The organism is Actinoplanes sp. CA-142083, from assembly GCF_050942195.1.
GTDB lineage: Bacteria > Actinomycetota > Actinomycetes > Mycobacteriales > Micromonosporaceae > Actinoplanes.
In genome coordinates, this window is record NZ_CP192076.1 from 5972821 (window position 1) to 5994975 (window position 22155).

The following is a 22155-nucleotide window of genomic DNA, read 5'->3' on the forward strand; positions in this document are numbered from 1 at the left end:
GCACGGTAGCAAGACATTGAGATGGGAGCGCTCCCATGACACGATGATGTCATTCGATCGACACACTGTGGGGGCAGACATGCGAGGCGGCCGGGGCAGAACCACCTGGATGGCCATCGCGCTCGTCGTGCTCGCCGCGGGATGCGACTTACGCGCGAAGCCGCCGGCCGACCGCGTCGACGACCTGATGAGCCGCATGTCGCTCGCCGACAAGATCGGCCAGATGGTCCAGGCCGAGCGGGCCGGCGTCACGCCGTCGCAGGTCACCGAGTACCGCTTGGGCTCGGTGCTCTCCGGCGGCGGCTCCGCGCCGCCCGACAATTCGCCGGCCGGGTGGGCCGACATGTATGACGCCTACCAGCGCGGGGCGCTGGCCACCCCGCTGAAAATCCCGATCCTGTACGGGATCGACGCGGTCCACGGCAACAACAATGTGTACGGGTCGACGATCTTCCCGCACAACATCGGCCTCGGCGCCTCGCGCGACGCCGACCTGGCGGAACGGATCGGCACGGCCACCGCTGAGGAGGTCACCGGCGCCGGCCTGGACTGGACCTTCGCGCCGTGCGTGTGCGTGGCCCGCGACGACCGGTGGGGCCGCACCTACGAATCCTTCGGCGAGAACCCCGAGATCGCCACCCAGATGACCAGCGTCATCGACGGCCTCCAGCACGGCCCGGCCGCGATCATGGCCACCGCCAAGCACTATCTCGGCGACGGCGGCACGACCGGCGGCGACGACCAGGGCGACACCCAGGTCAGCGAGGCCGACCTGCGAGCGATCCACCTGCCGCCGTTCAAGGCCGCGGTCGACCGCGGCGTCGGCGCGGTGATGATCTCGTTCAGCAGCTGGAACGGCGACAAGATGCACGCGAACAAGTACCTCATCACCGACGTGCTCAAGAGCGAGCTGGGCTTCACCGGCATCACCGTCTCGGACTGGGCGGCCGTCGACCAGCTCGACGGCCGGCCCGGCTTCACCGAGGACGAGGTCGTCACCGCGGTCAACGCCGGGCTCGACATGCTGATGGTGCCGGAGAACTGGGAAACTTTCCTCGACTACTTGCGCGACGCCGTGGAATCCAAGCAGATCCCGATGTCGCGCATCGACGACGCGGTCCGGCGCATCCTCACCAAGAAGGTCGAGCTCGGCCTCTTCGAGCATCCGTACGCGGACCGCGGTTACGCCGGCACGGTCGGGAACGCGGCGCACCGGGCGCTGGCCCGCCAGGCCGTCCGCGAGTCGCAGGTGCTGCTCAAGAACGACGACGACGCGCTGCCGCTGGCGAAATCCGGTGGGAAGATCTTCGTGGCCGGCAAGAACGCCGACGACATCGGCAACCAGAGCGGCGGCTGGACGCTGACCTGGCAGGGCGCCTCCGGCGACACCGTGCCGGGCACCACGATCCTGCAGGGGATCCGCGACGTCGCCGGCGACGGCACGACAATCACCTACGAGCGGGACGGCAACGGCGTCGACAGCACCTATCGCGCCGCCGTCGCGGTGATCGGCGAGACGCCGTACGCGGAGGGCGAGGGCGACCGGCCCGGCGGGCTGTCCCTCGACGTCGAGGACCGGCAACTTCTCGCGAAACTTTCCTCGGCCCACATCCCGGTCATCGTGGTGATGGTGTCGGGCCGTCCGCTGGACATCTCGCACGAGCTGGGCGGCATGGCGGCTCTTGTCGCGGCCTGGCTGCCCGGTTCCGAGGGCGCGGGCGTCGCGGACGTGCTGTTCGGCGACTACGCGCCGACCGGACGGCTGCCGGTGACCTGGCCCCGCACGGCCGACCAGCAGCCGGTCAACGACGGCAACGGCCTCTACGCGTACGGATATGGCCTCGGTTATGCCGAACGCGCACCCGACACCGCGCCGCCCAGCGTGCCCGGCCACCCGATCGCGACCGCCAGCCGGTTGCGCTGGATGGCCTCGACCGACCCCGGCGGAAGCGGCGTCGACGGCTACGACATTTTCCGCAACGGCACGCTGATCGGCGCCCTCTCCGGGCTCTCGTACCCGATCGGCGCGCTGAACGCCGGCGTGCGCTACGAGTTCACGGTCGTGGCGCGCGACAAGGCCGGCAACCGCTCGGCCCCCTCGACCCCGCTGGTGATCACCGTCCCGATCCCCGGCGGTTGCAAGGCACGTCACGGACCGTGTGTCGCGACGTGATACTCCCCGTTCCCCCCACCGTAGGAGCACCCCATGTTCCGACGCGTCGCGTTAGCGACCGCCGCCGCCGGCGCCCTGATCGCCGGCATCATCACGGCCCTGCCCGCCTCCGCCGCCGCCGGCGGCACGGGAACCGGTTATCTGCACACCAGCGGTAACAAGATCCTAGACAGCACCGGGGCGACCGTGCGATTGACCGGCATCAACTGGTTCGGCATGGAGACCGACAACAAGACGTTCCACGGTCTCTGGGCCAGCAATCCGTGGCGCAGCCAGCTCGACACGATGGCGTCGCTGGGCTACAACACGTTGCGGATCCCGTTCTCGGACGACGCGCTCAAGACCGGAGCCGTCGCCACGGGCATCAATGACTACGTGAACCCGGATCTGGTCGGGCTCTCGCCGCTGGCAATTCTGGACAAGGTCATCGAGTACGCCGGCGGCAAAGGCATGCGCGTCATTCTCGATCGACACCGGCCTACGTCCGCCCAGCAGACCGCGCTCTGGTACACCTCGGCCGTTCCCGAGAGCACCTGGATCGCGGATTGGCAGTCGCTCGCCCGGCGATACGCCGGAAACACCACCGTGATCGGCGCGGATCTGCACAACGAACCGCACGCCGAGGGCACCAATCCGGCGGCGACCGGCGCCTGCTGGGGCTGCGGCGACACCGCCCGGGACTGGCGGCTCGCCGCCGAGCGGGCCGGCAACGCGATCCTCTCGGTGCAGCCGAACTGGCTGATCTTCGTGGAGGGTGTGTCGTGCCCGTCCGGCGGACTGTCGAATGTCTGGGACGGCGACACGAGCAATGACGAGGATTGCGGTTGGTGGGGTGGCAACCTCTCCAAGGCGGGGCAATATCCCGTACGCCTGAACACGGCCAACCGAGTCGTCTACTCGCCGCACGAGTACGCGACGTCGGTTTACCACCAGACCTGGTTCGACGACCCGTCCTACCCGGCGAACATGCCGGCGATCTGGGACAAGTACTGGGGCTATCTGTACAAGCAGAACATCGCGCCGATCATGATGGGTGAGTTCGGGACGACACTCGCCAGCAATATCGACAAGGTGTGGCTGCAGAACCTGATGGCCTACACGGGCACCGGCGTCAATGGGATGTCGTTCACCTATTGGTCGTGGAACCCGAACTCGGGTGACACCGGCGGCATCGCCAACGACGACTGGACGACCATCAACCAGGCAAAGCAGTCGATTCTCCAGCCGTACCTGATTCCGCCGGTCGGCGGCGGCGGTGGCGGCACGACCTCCTCGCCCACCCCGTCGAGCTCGTCCTCCAACCCACCGGCCACCGGGGGCTGCACGGCCACGTACAAGCAGGACAACGCCTGGCAGGGCGGCTTCCAGGGCTCGGTGACCGTCAAGAACACCGGCAGCGGCGCGGTCAACCCGTGGTCGGTCACGTGGAGTTGGCCCTCGGGCGTGACTCTCGGCAGCGGCTGGAACGCGACGGTCACCCAAAGTGGAACGACCGTGACCGCGGCGGCGCCTGCCTACTCGTCGTCGCTGGCCGCGGGCGCCTCGGTGACGATCGGCTTCACCGCGAACGGGACGGCCGGCGCGCCGGCCACGGTGAAGTTGAACGGCGCCACCTGCTCCTAGGGGCGCTGCGATAGACCGAGCGGTGCGGGCCTCCGGGCGGCCCGCACCGCTCTCCCCTTCCCAGGGTCTTTTCTTCTCAGGAGAGCAAGTCGGGCTCCGGCGTGACGTCGCCGGTGGGGGACGGGTCGGCAGTCGGGCTGGTGGCCGGGCTGGGGCTGGTCGTCGGGCTGGGGCTGGTCGTCGGGCTGGTGGTCGGGCTCGGGCTCGGCTTCGTCGTCGGGCTCGGCTTCACGACAACTTTCTTGCCGCGGGCCTCGACTTTCGTGGCCGTGTAGGTCGTGCCTTCGCGAAAGCCGGTCACCGTGATGCCGTAACCGGCCGCGATGTCGGCGAGCGTCTTGCGTCCGCCGTTGACGACGATGCGGGCACCGGACGGGACCGTGACCGTGATCGTGGAACGGCGGACATCTTTCGTGCCGCCGTTGACCTTGATCGTCACCGTGCCGTCACCGACCGCGGTGACGACACCGCTGGCCGTGAACTTGGTCTTCTTGGCCGGCTTGGCGGGCTTGTTGCCCTTGTCGTCCTTGTTGCCCTTGTTGCCCTTGTCGTCCTTGTCGCCCTTGTGGGCGGCGGAGGCCGGTTTGGGCGCCGCCACCGCGACAGCCGAGGCGGTCGGGACGACGACGGCGGTGGCCAGCGCCGCGGCAACGGCGATGCGGCGAAAACGCACTTGCGACTCCTTGATCGGGGGAAGACCCGATCGTTGCGCCGCTGGGGTGCAGGCGAGTTGCAGACGAGGTTGCCGCCGGGTTGCGGTGTGTCGCAGTTTCCCGATTCCCGCACGCGGAGCCCGCCGGCGTGCTCGACTCGGCGCATGCGCAGGCTGCTCGGGCTCCTACTCGCGCTGGCGCTGGTCACGACCCGACCGGCGCTCGCGATGGCCGACGACGCCCGGAGGGCCGAAGCGCCGGGCCCGATCGTCGTCACCCCGGCGCAGGGGGCGATCGTCCCGTACGACCAGGACCTGACTGTGCGGGTGCGGCCCGTCGCCGGCGCCACCGGCTATCTCTACAGTTTCTCCAGCCCGGACGCCATGGTCTGGGAGAACTATCGCGACGAGGGACGACTGGACGGCACGTCGTACACGATCGCGGTCGACTCCCCCGGGCATCGGGCCATCCGCCCGGACGGCGCGCCCACCTGGGGTCTCAAGGTCGGGGTGCGAGCCTACGTGGGCGACCCCGGCGCCGAAGAATGGACCGCGGTGACCAACGTCGGCTTCACCCTGGCCGCCCAGCCGTCGCCACCGTCGACCGACCCAGGGCTGTCGCAGCCGTCGGCCACCCCCGGCCCGTCGCAGCCGTCGACCGCCTCCGGGCCCGCGGGCGCGCTGTACAGCGCGGACTGGTCGGCCGGCATGAACGGATGGTCCGGCGCCGGCCCCTGGCAGACTCTGCGCGGCGAGCTTCTCAGCACCGGCACCGACAGCGGCGAAGCCATCGCGCCGTGGGATCCCGCCGGCCGCGCCGACTACGCGGTCGAGGCCGAGATCCGTTCCCATCCGGGCAGCAGCTCGTTCGGGCTGTTCGTGCGCCGGGGAACCGAGCCGACCGGATACATCGCGGTGATCGGCACAAGCGAGACCTGGCTGGCCGGCCTGGCCGCCCCCTTCGGCAGCACGCTCGCGGAGGGCGATTTCGACCGCGGCGAGGGCTGGCACCGTTACCGCCTCGAAGCCGATGGCAACGTACTGACGTTCTCGGTCGACGGAGCACCCCTGCTCACCGCGAGCGACAATCAGTACCTGTCTCCCGGCCGGGCCGGCCTGTGGACCTCCGGGCAGCAGATCGACGTCCGCAGCTTCCGGGTCCTCGCCTCCTGAGAGGAAACTGCGGCGCGCGGGTAGCGCCGGCCCTCCTATAGTGGGCCGATGGCGCACAGAAGGCCGACGCTGGCCGATGTCGCCGCCGCGGCGGGGGTGTCGAAGGCGGCCGTTTCGCGGGTCATCAACGACGCGCCCGGGGTGTCGGCGCAGACCCGCGAGCACGTTCGTGGCGTCATCGCGCGGCTCGGCTTCCGGCCCGATTCGGTGGCCCGGGCGCTCGCCTCCGGGCACGGCGATCTGATCGAGCTCGTCGTGGTCGACGATCCGTCGGTCTTCGGCAGCAGCCCCTACTACGGGCGGGTCACCGCCGGGATCCTCCAGGAGCTGGCCGGCGGCACCGCCCAGCTGCGCGTGCACGTGGTCGAGGAGTCCGAGGCGCCGGCGCTGCTGGCCAAGGTGGCCGAGTCGGCCAGCCTGGGAGTGCTGCTCAGCAACGTCTCGCCGGCGCTCGCCGCCGACTTCTACGCCCGCTGCGACCGGGTGGTGACGCTGGGCCCGTCGGCACCGGGCGTCCCGTTCGTCGACGCGGAGAACGCGGACGGCGCCTACGCCGCGGTCCAGCACCTGCACGCGACCGGGCGCCGGCGCATCGCGGCGCTGCACGGCCAGGAGAGCAACCCGTGCGCCGAGGCCCGCCGCGAGGGGCACCGCCGCGCCGTCCGGGATCTCGGGCTGCCGGACATCTTCGCCGTCGGAAAGTTTCGCCGTGAATCGGGCTACGAGCTGACGAAAGTTCTCCTCGCCGAGGAGCCCGGCCTGGACGCGATCTTCGTCGGTTGCGATCTGATGGCGACCGGCGCGATGCAGGCCCTCGCCGATGCCGGCCGCCGCGTGCCGCACGACGTCGCGGTGGTCGGTTTCGACGACAGCGTCATCGCCGAGTGCGCCACCCCGCCGCTGTCCTCGGTGCACCAGCCGGTCGAGCAGATGGCCGCGGCCGCCACCCGCGCCCTGGTGCACCGGCAGCTGGCGCCGCATTGGCGCTGCGTCTTCCCGGCCGAGCTGCGGGTCCGCCAGAGCTCCCGGGCCGTCGAGGTGACTGTCTAGACGGTCACCGACCCGCCCAGCGGGACCCGGGCGTAGTCGGTCCCACCTTTCGCGTCCAGCCACCAGTCGAAGGAGTCGATGCCGACCTCGCTCAGGTGAGCGTCGTGGATGGGGAACGCGCGACTTGGCTTGACCGCACGGACGAACTCGATGGCGGCGCCGAGCTTCAGCCACGGGCCCGACGCCGGCACCAGGAGCGTGTCGACGGGTTCGGCGGGGACGAACAACGAGTCGCCGGGGTGGTAGAGGCCGTCGACGATAAAGCCGACGTTGGGACAGCCGGGCAGGCCGTCGACGATCTCCGCATGCTCGCCGCCGACGACACGGACGGTGAAGCCGGCCGCGGTGAAGGTGTCGCCCACGCCGACGGCGGTCACCTCCGCGCCGATAGTGTCTGCAAGGGCGGCATGGGTGTGGACGGCCAGGGCCGGGTTGCTCTCGCGTGCCGCCCTGAGCTGGTCGACGTCGATGTGGTCGTCATGCTCATGGGTGATGAGCACGGCGGTGGCGCCGGCCAGCACGCCAGGTCCCGACAAACTGCCCGGGTCGATCACGAGCACATTGCCGTCGCTTTCGAGGCGCACGCAGGCGTGGCCATGTTTCGTCAGACGCATCCGATCAACGTACGCATGGGGATCAACGGTGGCGGGCCAGCCGCACAGTCACGGTCGTGCCGCAGCCGGTGTCGCTGTCGATGGACAGCACGCCGTCGTGGGCGTCGACGATCGCCTTCACGATGCTCAGGCCCAGTCCCGCACCCTGCACCTCCGCCCTCTCGGCGATCGCGGCGCGGCGGAACGGCGCGAGCACCCGCTGCTGATCCGCGCGGCTGATGCCGATGCCGGTGTCGCGGATCTCCAGCACGGCGTCGTCGCCGCACGCGCGGGCCGTCACGGTGATGTCGCCGCGCGGCGATGGACCCGGAGCCGGGACGCATGCCCGCCGACATCATCGACCTGCTGCGCAAGGCCGAGCCGGCCGCGATGAACCTGATCAACCGGCGCCGGGAAGGGCCGGCCTGACCGGTCAGTTGCCGCGCCGGTGCTCGAAGATCAGGTGGGTCTCGGTGCCGGCGACCAGGTGGGTGCCGCTGAGCCGCTCGGTGATGATCGAGCGCAGGTCCTCGACGTCGGCCGTGGCCACGTGCAGCAGGAAGTCGTAGGAACCGGACACGAAGTAGACGTCGCGGACCGCCGGAATCCCCGCCAGGGACTCGGCGAACTTGCCGATCGCGTCGCGCGCGTCGGACCGGATCCGCACCGCGATCATGGCCTGGATCGGGCGCCCGATCCAGGCCGGATCGACGTCGGCGTGGAAGCCGCGGATCGCGCCGAGCTCGCGCAGCCGGCGGATGCGGGTCAGGCAGGTCGAGGGCGCGATGCCGACCCGCTCGGCGAGCGCGTTGTTCGGCATCCGGCCGTCGGTCTCGAGCAGCGCCAGCAGGTCGAGGTCGATGTGATCGAGGCCTCGAAGATCCTTCGGTGAATCCGGCATCATGAGCGGCTCGTCCGCATCTTCTTCGGTTTGCAACCGACATACAGAATCATTTTCTGTCCCATTGCGCGAAACCTGCACATCGTTTCACTCTAACCCCACGACAACGACGTCACGAAGAGGGAGCGTTACATGATCGTCGGCGTGCCGACCGAGGTCAAGAACCACGAGTACCGGGTGGCCATCACCCCCGCCGGCGTGGCCGAGTTCGTCCGCCGCGGGCACCAGGTGCTCATCCAGGCCGGCGCCGGCGCCGGTTCGGCGATCACCGACGACGATTACGCCACCGCGGGCGCGCGCATCGTCCCCGACGCCGACAGCGTGTGGGCGCAAGCCGACCTGCTGCTCAAGGTCAAGGAGCCGATCGCCGTCGAGTACCACCGGCTGCGCGAGGGCCAGGTCCTCTTCACCTATCTGCACCTCGCGGCGGACAAGGCCGGCACCGAGGCACTGCTCAAGAGCAGGACCACCGCCATCGCGTACGAGACGGTGCAGCTCGCCGACGGTTCACTGCCGCTGCTGGCCCCGATGAGCGAGGTCGCCGGCCGCCTCGCGCCGCAGGTCGGCGCGTACTCGCTGATGCGCAACTCGGGCGGCCGCGGCGTGCTCCCCGGCGGGGTGCCGGGCGTGAGCCCGGCGAAGGTCACCGTCATCGGCGGCGGCGTCTCGGGCGTGAACGCGGCGACGATCGCGCTCGGCATGGGCGCCGACGTGACCGTGCTCGACCTCAACATCAACCGGCTGCGGCAGATCGACGCCCAGTTCGGCGGCCGGGTCAAGACTCTGGTGTCGAGCTCCTACGCGATCGAGCAGTCCGCGATCGAGGCCGACATGGTGATCGGCGCGGTGCTGGTGCCCGGCGCGAAGGCCCCGACGCTGGTCTCCAACGACCTGGTCAAGCGGATGAAGTCCGGCTCGGTGCTGGTCGACATCGCCATCGACCAGGGCGGCTGCTTCGAGGACTCGCACGCCACCACCCACGAGGACCCGGTCTACCGGGTGCACGACTCGGTGTTCTACTGCGTGGCGAACATGCCGGGCGCGGTGCCGAACACGTCGACGTACGCGCTGACCAACGCGACGCTCCCCTACGCGCTGCGCCTGGCCGACCTCGGCTGGCAGGCGGCGCTCGGGCAGGACCCCGCGCTCGCGCAGGGTCTCAACATCCACGCCGGCCAGTTGACGAACGCGTCGGTCGGCGAAGCGCTGGGCCTCCCCTCCGTCGAGGTATCGTCAGTCCTCGCCTGACCCAGCTCTTCCAGTCGCCGCCCCGGGACCCAGACCCCGGGGCGGCGATCTTGGTTTACAGGTGCCGTTCGATCTGCGACAAATCGGCGGCGCTGAGCCGGTCGTTGCTGGTCTTGGCCTGGTGCCAGAACGGGTAGCGCAGCGGCTCGCCGCTCACGTCGTCGAGCGCTTTGATCTCGTCGGCGGTGAGCTCGAGGTCGGCCGCGGCGAGGTTGTCGCGCAGCTGCTCCGGGGTGCGCGCGCCGACGATCACCGAGGTGATGCCCGGCTTCTGGGCGATGTAGGCGAGCGACACCCGCGCCGCCGATACCCCGTGCGACTCGCCGATCTTCACGGCCAGCTCGATCGTGTCGTACAGCTTGTCCTCGTCGTGCACCGGCGGCTCGTCCCACTCGCTCAGGTGCCGGCTGCCGGCCGGCGCCTGCACGCCGCGGCGATACTTTCCGGAAAGCAGGCCACCCGCGATCGGGCTCCACACCAGGATGCCGACGCCCTGGTCGAGGCAGGCCGGCACGATCTCGGTCTCGATGTCGCGGCCCTGCAACGAGTAGTACAGCTGGTTGCTGGCGAACCGCTCCAGGTGCCGGGCGTCGGAGATGCCGAGCGCCTTCGTCATCTGCCAGGCCGCGTAGTTGGAGCAGCCCACGTAGCGGACCTTGCCGCTGCGCACCAGGTCGTCGAGCGCGGTCAGGGTCTCCTCGAGCGGGGTCTGCCCGTCCCACTCGTGCAGCTGGAAGAGGTCGATGTGGTCGGTGCCGAGCCGGCGCAGGCTGGCCTCGGCGCCGCGGATGACGTGGTGGCGCGAAAGGCCGGCGTCGTTCTGCCCGTCGCCCATCGGCATGCGCACCTTGGTGGCGATCAGCCAGTCGTCACGGCTGCCGCCCAGCGCCTGCCCGATGATCTCCTCGGAGAGCCCCGCCGAATACACGTCGGCGGTGTCGATGAGGTTGACGCCCGCCTCCTTGGCGATCGCGATCTCCTCCTTGGCGCCGTCCACGCCGATCGAGCCGACGGGGGTCGCCCAGCCGGTGCCGCCGAAGCCCATGGTGCCCAGGGTGAACGCGGAAACCCTCAGGCCGGTGCGCCCGAGCTGCCGGTACTGCATTGGTCATCGCCCTCTCTGCGGTTCGAAAGTGCCTCGCCCAGCCTTCCCCGGTCCGGTGCCGGTTGTCCACCGAATGCGGTTCTGCCCACGCCGGGGTATACCGGGGAGGTCTGTCGTCTCGGCAAGGAGGCCGAAATGGCGTACCCGTGGATGGTTGCCGCGCTGCTGGCGGGTTTCCTCGCACCAACAGGACTCGGCCCGGTCGCCGGCGCGGCCCCTGGCGCTCCCGGCGTCGACGAGCAGTACCTTCCCGCGGACAAGGCCGGGCTGGTCACCTCGCGCACGACCACCAGCAAGGTGTGGGCGACGGTGCAGCGCGAGGGCGGCCTCGGCGAGATCTTCTACCCGACGATCGGCGGGCCCAGCGCGCGGGCCTTGCGTTTCGTCGTCGCCGACCGCCATGGCCACGCCACTATCGCGCGCGCCACGGCAACTTTCGCGGACGATCGCAGCCTCAGTTTCCGGCAAACTTTCGCGGGCGCCGGCTGGCGTCTCACCGCCTCCTACGTGACCGACCCGGCCCGCGACACCGTGCTGGTTTCCCTGGCGCTCGACGGTCGCGGGTTCGATCTGTTCGCCGTGTACGACCCCGCACTCGGCAACTCCCGCGGCGGCGACTCGGGTTCGACGGCGGGCGACGCATTGCTGGCCTCCGACGGCTCGGTCTCCAGCGCCCTGGTCGCTTCCCCGCCGATCCGCGCGGCGTCGAGCGGTTTCGCCGGCGTCAGCGACGGCCTCACCGACCTGCTCGCCGACGGCCGCATGGATTGGCACTACTCGTCGGCCACCGCCGGCAACCTCGTACAGACCGCCGCCCTCGCGCCTAGAGCGACACTTGCGCTCGGTTTCGGCCCCGCCGCAATCGCTACTGCGACTTCCTCTTTGCGGCGCGGCTTCGGCCGCGTTTCGCAGGATTTCTCGTACGGGTGGAAGCACTACCTCGCCGGGTTGCGGCAGCCACCGGCGTCCGCGTCCGCCGGCCTGTACCGCACGTCCGCCATGGTGCTCGCCGCCAGCGAGGACAAGACCCACCCCGGCGCGTACGTCGCCGCGCCCGCGTCCCCGTGGGCGTTCGGCCGCGACGACCCGTCCGGCCCCTACCACCTCGTGTGGTCGCGTGACCTCTACCAAATCGCCACCGCCCTGATCGCGGCCGGCGACCGGGCCGGCGCCACCCGTGCCCTCGACTTCCTCTTCGAGGTCCAGCAGAAGCCCGACGGCTCGTTCCCGCAGAACTCGCAGGTGGACGGCACTCCCGTCTGGGGCGGCCTCCAGCTCGACGAGGTAGCGCTGCCGATCGTGCTCGCCTACCAGCTGGGCCGCACCGACGCCGCCACCTGGGAGCATGTGCGCCGCGCCGCCGACTTCCTGGTCGGCTTCAGTCAGGACGGCTTCGCCGCGCCGTGGACCCCGCAGGAGCGCTGGGAGAACCAGTCCGGCTACTCCCCCGCGACGATCGCCGCCGAAATCTCCGGCCTGGTGTGCGCCGCCGCGATCGCGTCCGCGAACGGCGCCGACGGCTCGCACTATCTCGCCGTCGCCGACGAATGGCGGGCGAAAGTCAAGCAGTGGACGGTCACCAGCTCCGGCCCGTACGCGTCAAAGCCTTATTTCCTCAGACTGACGAAAGATGGCAACCCGAACGCGGGCACCACCTACAACATCGGCGACAGCGGCCCCGCGAACGTCGACCAGCGACGCGTCGTCGACCCGAGCTTCCTGGAGCTCGTGCGTCTCGGCGTGCTGCCCGCGAACGACCCCGACGTGCGCACCACGCTGCAGGTGATCGACGCTCAGCTGGGTGTCGCCACGCCGAACGGGTTCTTCTGGCATCGCGCGTCGTTCGACGGCTACGGCGAGAAGGCCGACGGCAGCGCCTGGGACTACGGCCTGCCCGACGGTTCCCTGATCACCCGCGGCCGCGCGTGGCCGTTGCTCAACGGCGAGCGCGGCGAGTACCTGCTGGCGCTCGGCTCCCGCTCCGGCGCCCGCACCCAGCTGGCCACCATCGCCCGCGCCACCGGCCCCGGCCGCATGCTGCCCGAGCAGGTGTGGGACCAGTATCCGCCGGCGATCGCGCCCGGGACGCCGACGTTCTCCGCGACGCCGCTGGCCTGGACGCACGCCCAGTACATCCGCCTGGCCTGGAACGTCCAGCAGGGCCGGGTGACCGAGCAGCCGGCGGTGGTGGCGCAGCGCTACCTGCACTGACACATCCCACCGCAGCGCGCCCGATTCGGCCCGCGCAGCCGGAACCGTGCTTGCGCTCGTCCACTTCGGCCGGCCCGCGCCTCGCACGCGCCCAAGCCGCAGGGATTCGGAAGCATCCGGCCGCGACCCCTCCGCTCGTGCAGCGCGGACACCCTTGATGATTTGCCGTTCACCGCGAGCCGCAAATCATCATGCTGTGCCGCCCGGGCCTGGATGTATCAGTCCGCGCGGGCCTGGATGAGGAAGCGGTGCGCTCGGACGCTCAGCTCGCCGGCCGCCCAGATCTGGCGCAGCGGCTGCTCGTAGCGGTCGACGGTGAAGTCGCGGATCTGCCATGGGACCGCGCGCAGCTGATAGACCAGCGCGCCGATGTCGTGGAACGTGAAGGCCGGCCACTCCTCGCGCACGTCGACCACGGTGAGCCCGGCGGCGGTCAACTCGGTCACCGCGGTGTGGGCGTTCCACACCCGGTCGTAGGCCGGGGGCGCGCCCAGCGTCTCGTTGATCCCGGCGCAGTCGTCGCTGCCGACCTGCTGGGTCAGCAGAGTGCCGCCGGGCGCCAGGACGCGGGCGACCTCGGCGGCGTCCAGCCGACCGTGGCGGTTCAGGAGCAGTTCTATCGAGCGATCGTCGACGGGAAGTTTCGTGCCGGGCGCGAAATGTACGTCGACTCCGTGCGGGCCCAATCGCTCGCGCGCCACCGGGAGGTTGGGCGCCCAGCCCTCGACGGCGATGCTGCGCGGGGGCAGCGGCGCCAGCGATGCAAGGAGCTCGCCCCCGCCGGTGTCGACGTCGAGCAGGCTCGTGCTGTCGCGCAGCATCCCGGCCGCCAGCTCCGGATAGGACCACGACGGGTCGGAGCCCGTGGCGCGGCCGGCCAGCCAGCCGAAGTCCCAGCCCTTCAGCGACACCTCGACGGCCTCGGCAACCAGGTGCTCAAACATGGTGCGGTTCTTCACTTCCGCGACCGTATCGGAAGCCCAGTCCATCAATGAGCGTGTTTTGCGCGTGGCGGTCGCCTCCCGAGGTCCGCAAACGTCGGGACGGGCGTCGCGGGATGCGCATTCGCGGCGGCCGGCTGGCCCGCTCCCCCGCCTGTCATGCGTGCTGCGGCACGTTCAAGGTCTGCGACCCAGCGCCGCCGTCACCAGGTTGAAGCTGGGACGGCTCCCGAGGGGCGGGTGCCGGGATCCGCGCACACAGTCACGGATCAGCGGTTCTCGTCGATCACGGATCAAGTCACGACGGGTCGACGTGCGTTTTTAGTGCGCGATACGCACGTCCAGTGGTAGCCTGATGTCAGCGCTGGGGCACACGTCCTCAGTGCCTCCAAGAGTCCCGTTCATGGGAGAAGGAGGGAAACATGGCCGGTCTCGACACGGAAGAGACCCAGGCGGCGGTCCGAATGACCGTCAAGCTTTCGCCGCAGGCGGCTTCGGCACTGAAAAAGATCTCCGAGGAGCGCGGTGTAACGATCACCGAGGCGCTGCGGTGGGCGATCTCAATGCAGAACTACGTCCATGAGGCCCGAAAGCGCGGCGCAACCGTCGTCGTGCGTGAGTCCAACGGAGACGTGAAGGAACTCGTCTTCGACATGTGATCGTGATCATCATCGGGCGATCACCACCGTAACTTGACAATTCCAAAGCGGCAAAGTGGTGAAGTTGTCTTCACTCATTCGCGATCAAACGAGGCTCGTCACTGCCAAATCGAGCCTTAACGCAAAGTCGATCCGATTCGACAGGAGGAAATTTGTCCACCCTAATATCGCCGATAAGACGGCGTTTCGATCACCCCGTCGTTGCGGCGGGCGGCCTTGAAGCGCCTGCCCTGCACCTAATCCAGGTTGTGGTTCTTCTGGTTCTGGTGCTCGCTCTGATGAAGCGGGCATTGCCGGTTCTCGCCGGTGACGGACCCAGCCATCTCGTTGTGGCCGCGGCTGGGATGCTCGGGGGATCCCTGGTCGTATTGCTCAGCAGATCGCTACATCCCAAAAAATAAAATCACCAACTCAGGATGGTAATGATGTCAGTTCGCGGAAGGTCTCCACCGGATCGCACTTGAATCCGGGAAAGCACAACAAAGCAATTGATTTACGCCTACGGCAGAGGCTCCAGATAACAATCGCGAATGATATACAAGATACGGAGACAACAAGATGAACCACTTCGCTCAGGGTTCCACCGGAGACGACCAGCCGTACGAGGGCGGGGTCGGCGAACACACCGACAACCAGAACTTGGCGGCCGAGAACTCGGCGACCAACCCGTCGATGATCAAGCCGTCGACGAACCGCGCGCGGCACGAGGCCGACGTTCGGTCGAGGCGTTCCCGTCGGGCCGAGGCACATCCGACCCCCGACGGAGCGCACCACCGCGACGAGGAGATCTGGGAGCTCGATGAAGAGATGAAACCGGGCCTCGCGATGCCGAAGGAGCGGTGGCTCGCCGAGTTGGAGCAGACCAAACGACGCGACCGGTACAACCTCACCATCCTTCTGGTGCTTATCGGCTATCTCACCACCTGCGGCGTGGTGGCTGCGTGGCTCCTTGTCAAGGGCGTCGACCAGCAGACCGTGAACATGTTCCTTCAGGTATTTGTCGTGTCGCTGATTCCGGTGATCATTTTGGTCGCGCGGGGTTTCCACCGCTAGCGCCCGCGGCAGGCGATGTTCTGAAAGGCGCCCCTCCGGGGGCGCCTTTTTAATGCCCGCCAACGATCTCAAAAACGCTCTTATGCCATCTCACCGCATCGACCTGTGCGCGGCGGCGGCAAAACAAATTGGTAAGCACCGGCGGCGAATCCGCCGCTAGGAGAGCTCCAGATCCAGGTCGTTGCCATTCGGCCATTACGGTGATGGCCAATAATTGCTGCCACACCGTGTCCGGCGACAACATTTCGCTACCGGCGAGAGTAACGCGGCCATAGGCCGTACCAGCCGGTCTCGCGGCCCCAGGCATCGCGAGCATCATCCGCTCGCGCTTACCTATGCCGCGGAATACGTCAGCTCACGGGGCGGCGAATGCCGAGTGGAAGCATGGCATCGTCAACCGACGCTCTCGCATGCGGGACGCGGATTGCGAGCATGGCGATGTCGTCCGAGCATTCGCAGGCCATCTCGCCGGCCACGTGGTTGAGCAAGTCGCGCGGGTTTTCGGCGTCGTGACGGCGCAGGCGGCGGTGCAGGCGGGCGAAACCCTCGTCGATGCTGTGCTTGCGGGTCTCTACCAGGCCGTCGGTGTGCAGCAGCAGCGTCGAGCCGGGTGGCAGCGCCGCGGTGTAGGTGTGGCGGGGTGTGTTGCGGCGGGCGCCCAGCAGGGTGTCGTTGCCGGTCAGGGATCTCACCTCGCCGGTCGGCTCGATCAGGACCGGTGGTGGGTGGCCGGCGTTGGACCAGCGCAGGCGATGGCCGCCTTGTGGAGCTCGATCCAGAAACGCCACCACCGCGGTCGCCATGGTGGGCTCGCCCAGCGCGTGGTTGGCGGCGTCCAGGCGGCGTAGCAGGGTGGATGGTGGCTCCCGGCGGTCCACCAAGTAGGCGCGGAGCATGTTGCGCAGCTGGCCCATGCGGGCGGCCGCCGCGGGATCGTGGCCGACCACGTCGCCGATGACCAGGGCGAGGCGGTCGTGCGGGCCGGGGATGACGTCGTACCAGTCGCCGCCCACCCGCTGCGCATCCGCCGCGCGGTAGTAGGCGGCCACGTCGTAGTCGTCGACGTGCGGCAGCTGCGAGATCATCGCCTGTTGCAGGGCCTCGGTGATGGCGGCGCGGGCGTCGTGCTTCACGGCCCGGTCCAGCGCCTGTCCGACGTAGAGGGCCAGGGTGGCGACCACGGCCCGGTCGAAGACGTAGAAGTTGCGGGGCTCGTCCCAGGCCAGCAGCAGGGCGCCGGTGGCCGCGCCGGACTCGCCGGGCAGCGGGGCGCAGACGGCCGCCTGCCAGCCCAGCTGGGTGAAGTCCTCGGCGAGCGCGGGATGCTCGACGGTGAGGTCGATGGCGCTCTCGTAGAACTGGGACCGGCGGTCGCGGATGGCGGTGCGGGTCAGGGCCTCGGACACGGCCGAGGCGGCGCCGGTGGGCGGGCCGGCGGGCACGACGGCGGCGTGCATGGCGCCCATCGTGTCGCGCAGCAGCGCCGGGGCCGTCACCAGGACGTCGGCCGTGGTCGACGTGGCTGACAGCGCCTCGCTCGCGTGCAGCAACAGCCGGCTCCGACGTAGGGCGGCGTCGCTCTTCTCGATCATCATCGGCAGCTCCCCCTTGCAAGATGCATACGAGCGTGACAATCCCCGGGCGGCGGAGCATCCGCCGTTTTACTGTCCGTGTGACCGGTCCACCGCGTGATCTGTGACAGCGGAGTCATTCGACCGATGCCTGCCGCACCTCCACGCTATTCGAGCAGGGACAGTGAGCCGTGCACCACGAAGAAGCCACGAAGAATGCGGCGCGTGACAGAGTGGACGCTCCAGGACCTGGGGGAAGTGCGAGTCATGACGGAGGAGCTCTCGTTCGCGGCGCTGCTGCGCCGGCTGCGCACGGCTGCCGACCTGACGCTCGAACAACTCGCCGAGGCGTCCGGCGTGACGGACCGGGCGATCAGCGACATGGAGCGCGGGGTCAGCCGCGGGCCGCGGGTGCGGACCGTCGAGGCGATCACGGACGGGCTCGGGCTCTCGGGGGACGACCGGGCGGCGCTGTTCGCGGCGGCCCGGGCGGGGCGCGCGAGCGCGGCGCCGCCGGTGCCGGGCGGGTTGCCGCTTCCCCGCCGGGTGCTCGACTTCACCGGCCGCGACGCCGAGCTCGGGCGGGTCGCGCGCTGGGCCGCGGGCGCGTCCGAGGAGACGGCGCCGGTCGTCGTGATCAGCGGGCCGCCGGGCGTGGGCAAGACCTCGTTCGCCGTGCAGGCGGCGCAGGCGTGGCCGGTCGAGGAGCAGGTCTTCGTGGACCTGCGCGGGCTGGACACGCGGCCGCTGAGCCCGTCGGCGGTGCTCGGCAAGCTCATCCGGGCGGTGAGCCCGGAGCAGCGGGCGGTGCCGCGCGACGTGGACGAGGCGGCGGCGCTGTGGCACACGCTGACACGCGGCCGGCGGCTCGTGGTGGTGCTGGACAACGCGATCAGCGAGAGCCAGGTGCGCCCGGCCCTGCCGCCGCACGGGCCGGCGTCGGTCCTGGTGACCAGCCGCCGTGCGCTCAGCGGACTCGAGGGCGTACGCCGGCTGCGCCTCGACGCGTTGCCCGAAGCTGACGCCGTACGGCTGCTGTCCGTGATCCTCGACGATGCCGGCGGCGCGCCGGAAAGCTTGCGTCGCCTCGCCGGGATCTGCGTCAACATCCCGCTCGCGCTGCGGATCGCGGGCAACCGGCTGCTGAGCCGCCCGGGCTGGACCCTGGACGACCTGATCAGCCGGCTCGCCGCCGAGGAGCAGCGGCTGACGGCGCTCGCGGCCGGGGATCTGCAGGTGGAGGCGGCGTTCCGGCTGTCATATCAGCAGCTGACCGACGTGGCGCGGCGGCTCTTCCGGCGCCTGTCGCTGGTGCCGGGGCCCTCGACCGGCGCCGGGCTGGCCAGCGTCCTCGCCGGCGAGCCGATGCCGGTCACCGAGCAGGCCCTCGACGAGCTGGTCGAGCTCTGCCTGCTGCAGCAACGGCCGGACGGGCGGCTCGAGTTCCACGACCTGCTGCGCCTCTACGCCGGCGCCGAGCTCGACCGGGAGGAGACCGTCGCGCAGCGGCGCGACGTGATCCGGCGGCGCGACGGCTGGCTGCTCGACACGGTTGTGCTGGCCGGGCGCTTCTTCGAACCGGGATTCGGCGCGCCGCCGGCCGGCGCCACGCCCGCGAACGCCCCGCCCGCGAACGCTCCGGCCACCGAGGCGGAGGCCGGGGCCTGGCTGCGGCAGGAGGCCGACAACTGGCTGCCCGCCCTCCAGCGGGCGGCCCGCGACGGCGACGACCAGCGGGTGGTCGACGTCGCCGAGTCGCTGCACTGGTTCTCCGACAGCTGGGGCATCTGGCCGCACTGGCTGGACGTGTTCACCCTCTCCACCCGCGCCGCCGAGCGGCTCGGCGACTCGCTGCTCGCCACCCACCTCGGCTATCTCGCCTGGGTCCACATCATCTGCATGGAGGAACCGGAGGTCGCCACCGGCCACGCCCGTCGCGCGCTGGCCGCCGCCCGCCGGGCCGGCGACCGCAAGCAGGAGGGCTGGTCCAACTACTACGTCGGGTGGGCGCTGAGCCGGCAGGGGCGCTGGGCCGAGGTCCTCGAGTACGCACGGCCGGCGGTCACCTGCTTCCGGGAGACCGTCGACAAGGAGGGCCTGCCGAACGGGCTGATGCTCGTCGCGATCGCCGTGAAGGGCACGGGGCCGGCGGACGCCTCGATCCCGCTGTTCGAGGAGGCGATCGTGGCGGTCACCGACCCGGCGACCGCGCCGCCGCCGCACATCGCGCTGTTCGCCGAGTCGGTGGCCCGCGCGTTCCTGGCCGGCATCGAGTTCGACGCGGAGCGCTGGCCGACGGCGCTGCGCCGGCTCGACGAGTCGATCGCCGTCGCCGAGCGGCTCGAGCAGCCGAACGAGCCGCTGCTGACGGCCGTGTCGCACCGCGCGCTGGTCCACGCCCGGCTCGGCGACCTGGAACTGGCCCGCGCCGACCTCGCCACGGTCCACAAGATGTACGACGAGATGGGCGTCCGGGCGCCGCGCACCCAACTGCTGCGCGACCGCATGACCGAGGTGCAGCACCTGCTCGACGAGGGGTAGAGATCAGAGGCGGCCTCGGCGGCCTCGTTTGGCGCCGGCCATGGCGGGGACCTGGCTGATGAGGCGGTCGGGCCAAGTGAAGGCGACCTTGCCGTTCGCCTGGTACTCCACGGCCAGCTCGGCCAGCACGGCGACGGTGGCCTTGATCTGCTCGTCGGTCCATGGGAACGGGTCGGTGCTGAAGACGCCCCAGCTGCGGCGGGCGCGCTCGAGAGTGGATTTCTCGTCGTGCTCGACGGCGTCGTGCACCACGCCGGCCAGCACCTCGGCGATGCCCAGCGACTGCTTGTTGGCCGCTAGCAGGCGCTTGCTGCGCTCGGCGGCGTCGTGGCGCGGGCGGCCGGCGACCACGCGCATGTTGTCGAAGACGCCGCCGCCGGCGATCGAGCCGAAGACGCCGCCGGTCATGCCGAGCTCGCGTTCGGTCACGGCGTGGGCCAGGTCGTGCGGCACCCGGTACTTGCGGTCGTAGCCGGGCAACTCGAGCACCACCCCGTCGCCGCGGCGGATGGTGGCCAGTGTGGAACCGCTCAAAGCCCGGGCGAAGGTGATGAGCATCATCCGATGGTGCACGCCTCGCAGGGCTCTGGCCAGGGGTTATTCGTTTGTTTCCAGGATCTGCTTGAGACGGGCGAGGTCCGCGGCGACCGCGCCGGCGTCGCGGTCCAGGTCCGTGTCGGACATTCCGGGCGTACGGCGAACCGTGAACACGATCTCGGAGCCGTCGCCGTGGGGGACGACGCGGAGCGGATTGTAGAAGCGCTGGCCGGTCGGCAGGAACACCTCGTGATCGAGGACGCCGAATGCGTTCGCCGGCGCGAAGACGACCCGCACGCGGCCCATGCCGGTCTCCACGAACCAATCGCCGTCGATGTGTTCCACGCGATCGCCCAGGCCGGGGGCCCAGTCGGCGATGTGGGCGGGGTTCACTGCGTAGGCGTAGACGTCGGCGGCGGGACGGTCGATGCGCTCGGCGACCTGGCGTGAGTCGGAAGGCATGGCTGAGCCTCTCGGGTCGTTGTCCCGCCGGTAGGGAGGGACGGGGACGGGCGGGTGTCGGCCGGTGCCGGGGCGGGACTCGGCTAGGGGCGGCGCGTCACCTTCCACCAGAAGCTCGGTGGAGTGGTTGCTGCGTCTGTGGACAGGTCGACCCGTACGTCGGCCGCTTGGACATTGCCCACCACCTGGCCGGACTTGACCTCTGAGCCCGGGTTTGCCCTGGTTGTCTTGACCTTGACGGCCAGTCCTGGCCAGCCGACCACCCTGAGCGGGGCGGTGGGGCTGATCGTCGCGGTGGAGCCCCAGGCGGTCTTGACGGTGCCGGCGGGCTTGTCCTCGAGGAGGGTGTACTGCTTCACGACGTTCTGCACGGCGGTGAGCAGCTTGCGGACCACCCTGTTGACTTGGGCCAATTGCTCGGGGGTGTGCGCGCCGGGCTGGTTGAAGACGGCGCCGACGAGGGTGAGGGTCTTGCCGCCGACCTCCAGGTGAGCGGCGAAGACGAGGTTGCCGCCGGCCTCGCCCGTGGAGCCGGTCTTGATGCCGAAGACGCCCTGCTCGCCCAGAAGGTCGTTGTAGTTCTTGATCTTGCCGGCCACCGGGATCTCGGCGCTCTCCAGCGCGACGATCTCGGCGAAGACGGCGTCCTTGAGCGCGGCGCGACCGAGGATGACCTGGTCGGCGGCGGTGCTGATGGTGGTCGGGAGGAAGCCGCTCGGGTCGGTGTAGTGGGTGTTCTTCATGCCCAGCTCGGCGGCGGCGTCGTTCATCTTGGTGAGGAAGGCGTCCTCGCTGCCGGCATCCCAGACGCCGAGCATGTGCGCGATGTTGTTGGCGGACGGGAGCATGAGGGCCTCGAGGGCCTGGCGCTCGGTGATCTTCTCGCCGGCCTGGACCGGGACCAGGGACTGCCCGGACGGGATGCGGGACTGGTAGTCGGCCACGTCCGCCTGGGTGACGGTGATCGTGGGGCCCTGCTCGTCGCCGCTGAGCGGGTGGTTCTTGAGGATCAGGTAGGCGGTCATGACCTTGGCGACGCTGCCGATCGCCTCGGCGTCGTTGTCGCCGGAGCCTCCGATGCGCCCTAAGCCCTCGATCATCAGCTCGGCCGAGCCGGACTTCGGCCACGGGAGGGCGGGCAGCTTACCGGGGATCTTGAGGGTGGTGGCGACGGTGGTGGTGAGGGTGGCGGCGGGGAGGGCGCGGTTGAGCTGGACCGCTACGCCGGAGGAGGCCAGGGCGATGAGGAGGATCGCGGGGAGGAGTACGGCCAGGAGGAGGCGGCGGCGCTTGCGGGGCTTTCCGGGTACGGGCGGGGGCGTGGGCTGCGACGGGGGAAGCGCGGGCGGCTGGGCCTGGGGGAACATCGGCTGGGCCGGGGGCTGCGCGGGCTGGGGCCGGGGCGGGAAGGCGGGCACCGGGACGGAAGCCTTGCCGGCTGCCTTGGGAGTGGCCGGCGTGGGGGCCGATGGCCCGGGGGCGGGGTGGCCGCCGTACACGGTGCCGGGTCTTGAAGCCGGCGGCGTGACCCGTGCCGAGCCCATCGCCTGGCCCTTGTCCGGCATATCCGTATTGTCAGGCACAACGTCCTCGCCCGGCATCCCCGTGAACCCTCCTCCGCGTCCCGGAATCCCCGGGCGCCCGACCAGTATTCCCGGCCCG

The 22155-nt window shown here is 70.1% G+C and carries 19 protein-coding genes; 9 read left to right on the forward strand and 10 right to left on the reverse strand.

The window, feature by feature from the left end; genetic code table 11:
- Window positions 1-109 precede the first annotated feature (109 nt).
- Both ACQPZX_RS27475 and ACQPZX_RS27480 read left to right on the forward strand, forming a co-directional pair.
- Entirely contained in the window at window positions 110-2173 is a 2064-nt protein-coding gene (locus ACQPZX_RS27475; protein ID WP_433360875.1) for a glycoside hydrolase family 3 N-terminal domain-containing protein, read from the forward strand.
- 33 nt (window positions 2174-2206) lie between these two features.
- On the forward strand, window positions 2207-3796 hold the full coding sequence (locus ACQPZX_RS27480; protein ID WP_433360878.1) for a cellulase family glycosylhydrolase: 1590 nt from the start codon (window positions 2207-2209) through the stop codon (window positions 3794-3796).
- Between the two features lie 76 nt (window positions 3797-3872).
- On the opposite strand, the gene ACQPZX_RS27485 is transcribed toward ACQPZX_RS27480, so the two are convergent.
- A complete protein-coding gene (locus ACQPZX_RS27485) occupies window positions 3873-4469 on the reverse strand; it encodes a hypothetical protein (protein ID WP_433360881.1) in 597 nt (198 codons plus the stop codon).
- A 144-nt stretch (window positions 4470-4613) separates the two neighbouring features.
- Here ACQPZX_RS27485 and ACQPZX_RS27490 point away from each other — a divergent pair, with 144 nt between their 5' ends.
- Entirely contained in the window at window positions 4614-5621 is a 1008-nt protein-coding gene (locus ACQPZX_RS27490) for a hypothetical protein (protein WP_433360884.1), read from the forward strand.
- A gap of 48 nt (window positions 5622-5669) precedes the next feature.
- Window positions 5670-6671 carry a LacI family DNA-binding transcriptional regulator gene (locus ACQPZX_RS27495; RefSeq protein WP_433360886.1) on the forward strand — a complete coding sequence of 334 codons (1002 nt, stop codon included), beginning with the start codon at window positions 5670-5672 and terminating at the stop codon, window positions 6669-6671.
- Here ACQPZX_RS27495 and ACQPZX_RS27500 read toward each other — a convergent pair.
- From ACQPZX_RS27500 to ACQPZX_RS27510, 3 genes are all read right to left on the reverse strand, one after another.
- Window positions 6668-7285, reverse strand: coding sequence for an MBL fold metallo-hydrolase (locus tag ACQPZX_RS27500; RefSeq protein ID WP_433360889.1), 618 nt, complete (start codon window positions 7283-7285; stop codon window positions 6668-6670). The genes ACQPZX_RS27495 and ACQPZX_RS27500 overlap by 4 nt on opposite strands.
- Window positions 7286-7307: 22 nt before the next feature.
- Complete coding sequence (locus tag ACQPZX_RS27505; protein WP_433360892.1) at window positions 7308-7565, reverse strand: ATP-binding protein; 258 nt, start codon at window positions 7563-7565, stop codon at window positions 7308-7310.
- A 132-nt stretch (window positions 7566-7697) separates the two neighbouring features.
- Complete coding sequence (locus tag ACQPZX_RS27510) at window positions 7698-8168, reverse strand: Lrp/AsnC family transcriptional regulator (RefSeq protein WP_433360895.1); 471 nt, start codon at window positions 8166-8168, stop codon at window positions 7698-7700.
- A gap of 129 nt (window positions 8169-8297) precedes the next feature.
- Between ACQPZX_RS27510 and ald the strand changes: the two genes are divergently transcribed.
- Window positions 8298-9413: an alanine dehydrogenase gene (gene ald, locus ACQPZX_RS27515; RefSeq protein ID WP_433360898.1), complete on the forward strand. Its 1116-nt coding sequence runs from the start codon at window positions 8298-8300 to the stop codon at window positions 9411-9413.
- A gap of 55 nt (window positions 9414-9468) precedes the next feature.
- Here the strand turns inward: ald and ACQPZX_RS27520 are convergent, their stop codons facing one another.
- Complete coding sequence (locus ACQPZX_RS27520) at window positions 9469-10518, reverse strand: aldo/keto reductase (RefSeq protein ID WP_433360901.1); 1050 nt, start codon at window positions 10516-10518, stop codon at window positions 9469-9471.
- A 135-nt stretch (window positions 10519-10653) separates the two neighbouring features.
- Between ACQPZX_RS27520 and ACQPZX_RS27525 the strand changes: the two genes are divergently transcribed.
- The gene (locus ACQPZX_RS27525) at window positions 10654-12729 is read left to right on the forward strand and encodes a glycoside hydrolase family 15 protein (protein ID WP_433360904.1); all 2076 of its coding nucleotides are present in this window, start codon (window positions 10654-10656) and stop codon (window positions 12727-12729) included.
- Window positions 12730-12947: 218 nt separating this feature from the next.
- Here ACQPZX_RS27525 and ACQPZX_RS27530 read toward each other — a convergent pair whose 3' ends face one another.
- A complete protein-coding gene (locus ACQPZX_RS27530) occupies window positions 12948-13673 on the reverse strand; it encodes a methyltransferase domain-containing protein (RefSeq protein ID WP_433360907.1) in 726 nt (241 codons plus the stop codon).
- Between the two features lie 419 nt (window positions 13674-14092).
- On the opposite strand from ACQPZX_RS27530, the gene ACQPZX_RS27535 reads away from it, so the two are divergent.
- Together ACQPZX_RS27535 and ACQPZX_RS27540 are read left to right on the forward strand one after the other, a co-directional pair.
- Complete coding sequence (locus ACQPZX_RS27535; protein WP_433360910.1) at window positions 14093-14329, forward strand: CopG family transcriptional regulator; 237 nt, start codon at window positions 14093-14095, stop codon at window positions 14327-14329.
- A gap of 558 nt (window positions 14330-14887) precedes the next feature.
- Window positions 14888-15382, forward strand: a complete 495-nt coding sequence (locus tag ACQPZX_RS27540) for a hypothetical protein (RefSeq protein WP_433360912.1) — start codon at window positions 14888-14890, stop codon at window positions 15380-15382.
- A 350-nt stretch (window positions 15383-15732) separates the two neighbouring features.
- On the opposite strand, the gene ACQPZX_RS27545 is transcribed toward ACQPZX_RS27540, so the two are convergent.
- The gene (locus ACQPZX_RS27545) at window positions 15733-16977 is read right to left on the reverse strand and encodes a PP2C family protein-serine/threonine phosphatase (protein ID WP_433360915.1); all 1245 of its coding nucleotides are present in this window, start codon (window positions 16975-16977) and stop codon (window positions 15733-15735) included.
- Window positions 16978-17220: 243 nt separating this feature from the next.
- Between ACQPZX_RS27545 and ACQPZX_RS27550 the strand changes: the two genes are divergently transcribed.
- Window positions 17221-19494 (forward strand): helix-turn-helix domain-containing protein, encoded by a 2274-nt coding sequence (locus ACQPZX_RS27550; protein ID WP_433360918.1) that lies wholly within the window; start codon window positions 17221-17223, stop codon window positions 19492-19494.
- A gap of 3 nt (window positions 19495-19497) precedes the next feature.
- Here the strand turns inward: ACQPZX_RS27550 and ACQPZX_RS27555 are convergent, their stop codons facing one another.
- The 3 genes from ACQPZX_RS27555 to ACQPZX_RS27565 all read right to left on the reverse strand — a co-directional run bounded on the left by ACQPZX_RS27555 (window position 19498) and on the right by ACQPZX_RS27565 (window position 22058).
- Window positions 19498-20052, reverse strand: a complete 555-nt coding sequence (locus ACQPZX_RS27555) for a hypothetical protein (RefSeq protein WP_433360921.1) — start codon at window positions 20050-20052, stop codon at window positions 19498-19500.
- Between the two features lie 39 nt (window positions 20053-20091).
- Window positions 20092-20493, reverse strand: coding sequence for an SRPBCC family protein (locus tag ACQPZX_RS27560; protein ID WP_433360924.1), 402 nt, complete (start codon window positions 20491-20493; stop codon window positions 20092-20094).
- An 83-nt stretch (window positions 20494-20576) separates the two neighbouring features.
- On the reverse strand, window positions 20577-22058 hold the full coding sequence (locus ACQPZX_RS27565) for a D-alanyl-D-alanine carboxypeptidase family protein (RefSeq protein ID WP_433360926.1): 1482 nt from the start codon (window positions 22056-22058) through the stop codon (window positions 20577-20579).
- Window positions 22059-22155 lie beyond the last annotated feature (97 nt).

Bases quoted from the DNA above. Each gene is read 5' to 3' on its own strand.
- ACQPZX_RS27475 (WP_433360875.1), top strand. From the start codon at position 110: ATGGCCATCGCGCTCGTCGTGCTCGCCGCGGGATGCGACTTACGCGCG.
- ACQPZX_RS27480 (WP_433360878.1), top strand. From the start codon at position 2,207: ATGTTCCGACGCGTCGCGTTAGCGACCGCCGCCGCCGGCGCCCTGATC.
- ACQPZX_RS27490 (WP_433360884.1), top strand. From the start codon at position 4,614: ATGCGCAGGCTGCTCGGGCTCCTACTCGCGCTGGCGCTGGTCACGACC.
- ACQPZX_RS27495 (WP_433360886.1), top strand. From the start codon at position 5,670: ATGGCGCACAGAAGGCCGACGCTGGCCGATGTCGCCGCCGCGGCGGGG.
- ACQPZX_RS27500 (WP_433360889.1), bottom strand. From the start codon at position 7,285: ATGCGTCTGACGAAACATGGCCACGCCTGCGTGCGCCTCGAAAGCGAC.
- ACQPZX_RS27510 (WP_433360895.1), bottom strand. From the start codon at position 8,168: ATGATGCCGGATTCACCGAAGGATCTTCGAGGCCTCGATCACATCGAC.
- ald (WP_433360898.1), top strand. From the start codon at position 8,298: ATGATCGTCGGCGTGCCGACCGAGGTCAAGAACCACGAGTACCGGGTG.
- ACQPZX_RS27520 (WP_433360901.1), bottom strand. From the start codon at position 10,518: ATGCAGTACCGGCAGCTCGGGCGCACCGGCCTGAGGGTTTCCGCGTTC.
- ACQPZX_RS27525 (WP_433360904.1), top strand. From the start codon at position 10,654: ATGGCGTACCCGTGGATGGTTGCCGCGCTGCTGGCGGGTTTCCTCGCA.
- ACQPZX_RS27530 (WP_433360907.1), bottom strand. From the start codon at position 13,673: ATGTTTGAGCACCTGGTTGCCGAGGCCGTCGAGGTGTCGCTGAAGGGC.
- ACQPZX_RS27535 (WP_433360910.1), top strand. From the start codon at position 14,093: ATGGCCGGTCTCGACACGGAAGAGACCCAGGCGGCGGTCCGAATGACC.
- ACQPZX_RS27540 (WP_433360912.1), top strand. From the start codon at position 14,888: ATGAACCACTTCGCTCAGGGTTCCACCGGAGACGACCAGCCGTACGAG.
- ACQPZX_RS27545 (WP_433360915.1), bottom strand. From the start codon at position 16,977: ATGATGATCGAGAAGAGCGACGCCGCCCTACGTCGGAGCCGGCTGTTG.
- ACQPZX_RS27550 (WP_433360918.1), top strand. From the start codon at position 17,221: ATGACGGAGGAGCTCTCGTTCGCGGCGCTGCTGCGCCGGCTGCGCACG.
- ACQPZX_RS27555 (WP_433360921.1), bottom strand. From the start codon at position 20,052: ATGCTCATCACCTTCGCCCGGGCTTTGAGCGGTTCCACACTGGCCACC.
- ACQPZX_RS27560 (WP_433360924.1), bottom strand. From the start codon at position 20,493: ATGCCTTCCGACTCACGCCAGGTCGCCGAGCGCATCGACCGTCCCGCC.
- ACQPZX_RS27565 (WP_433360926.1), bottom strand. From the start codon at position 22,058: ATGCCGGACAAGGGCCAGGCGATGGGCTCGGCACGGGTCACGCCGCCG.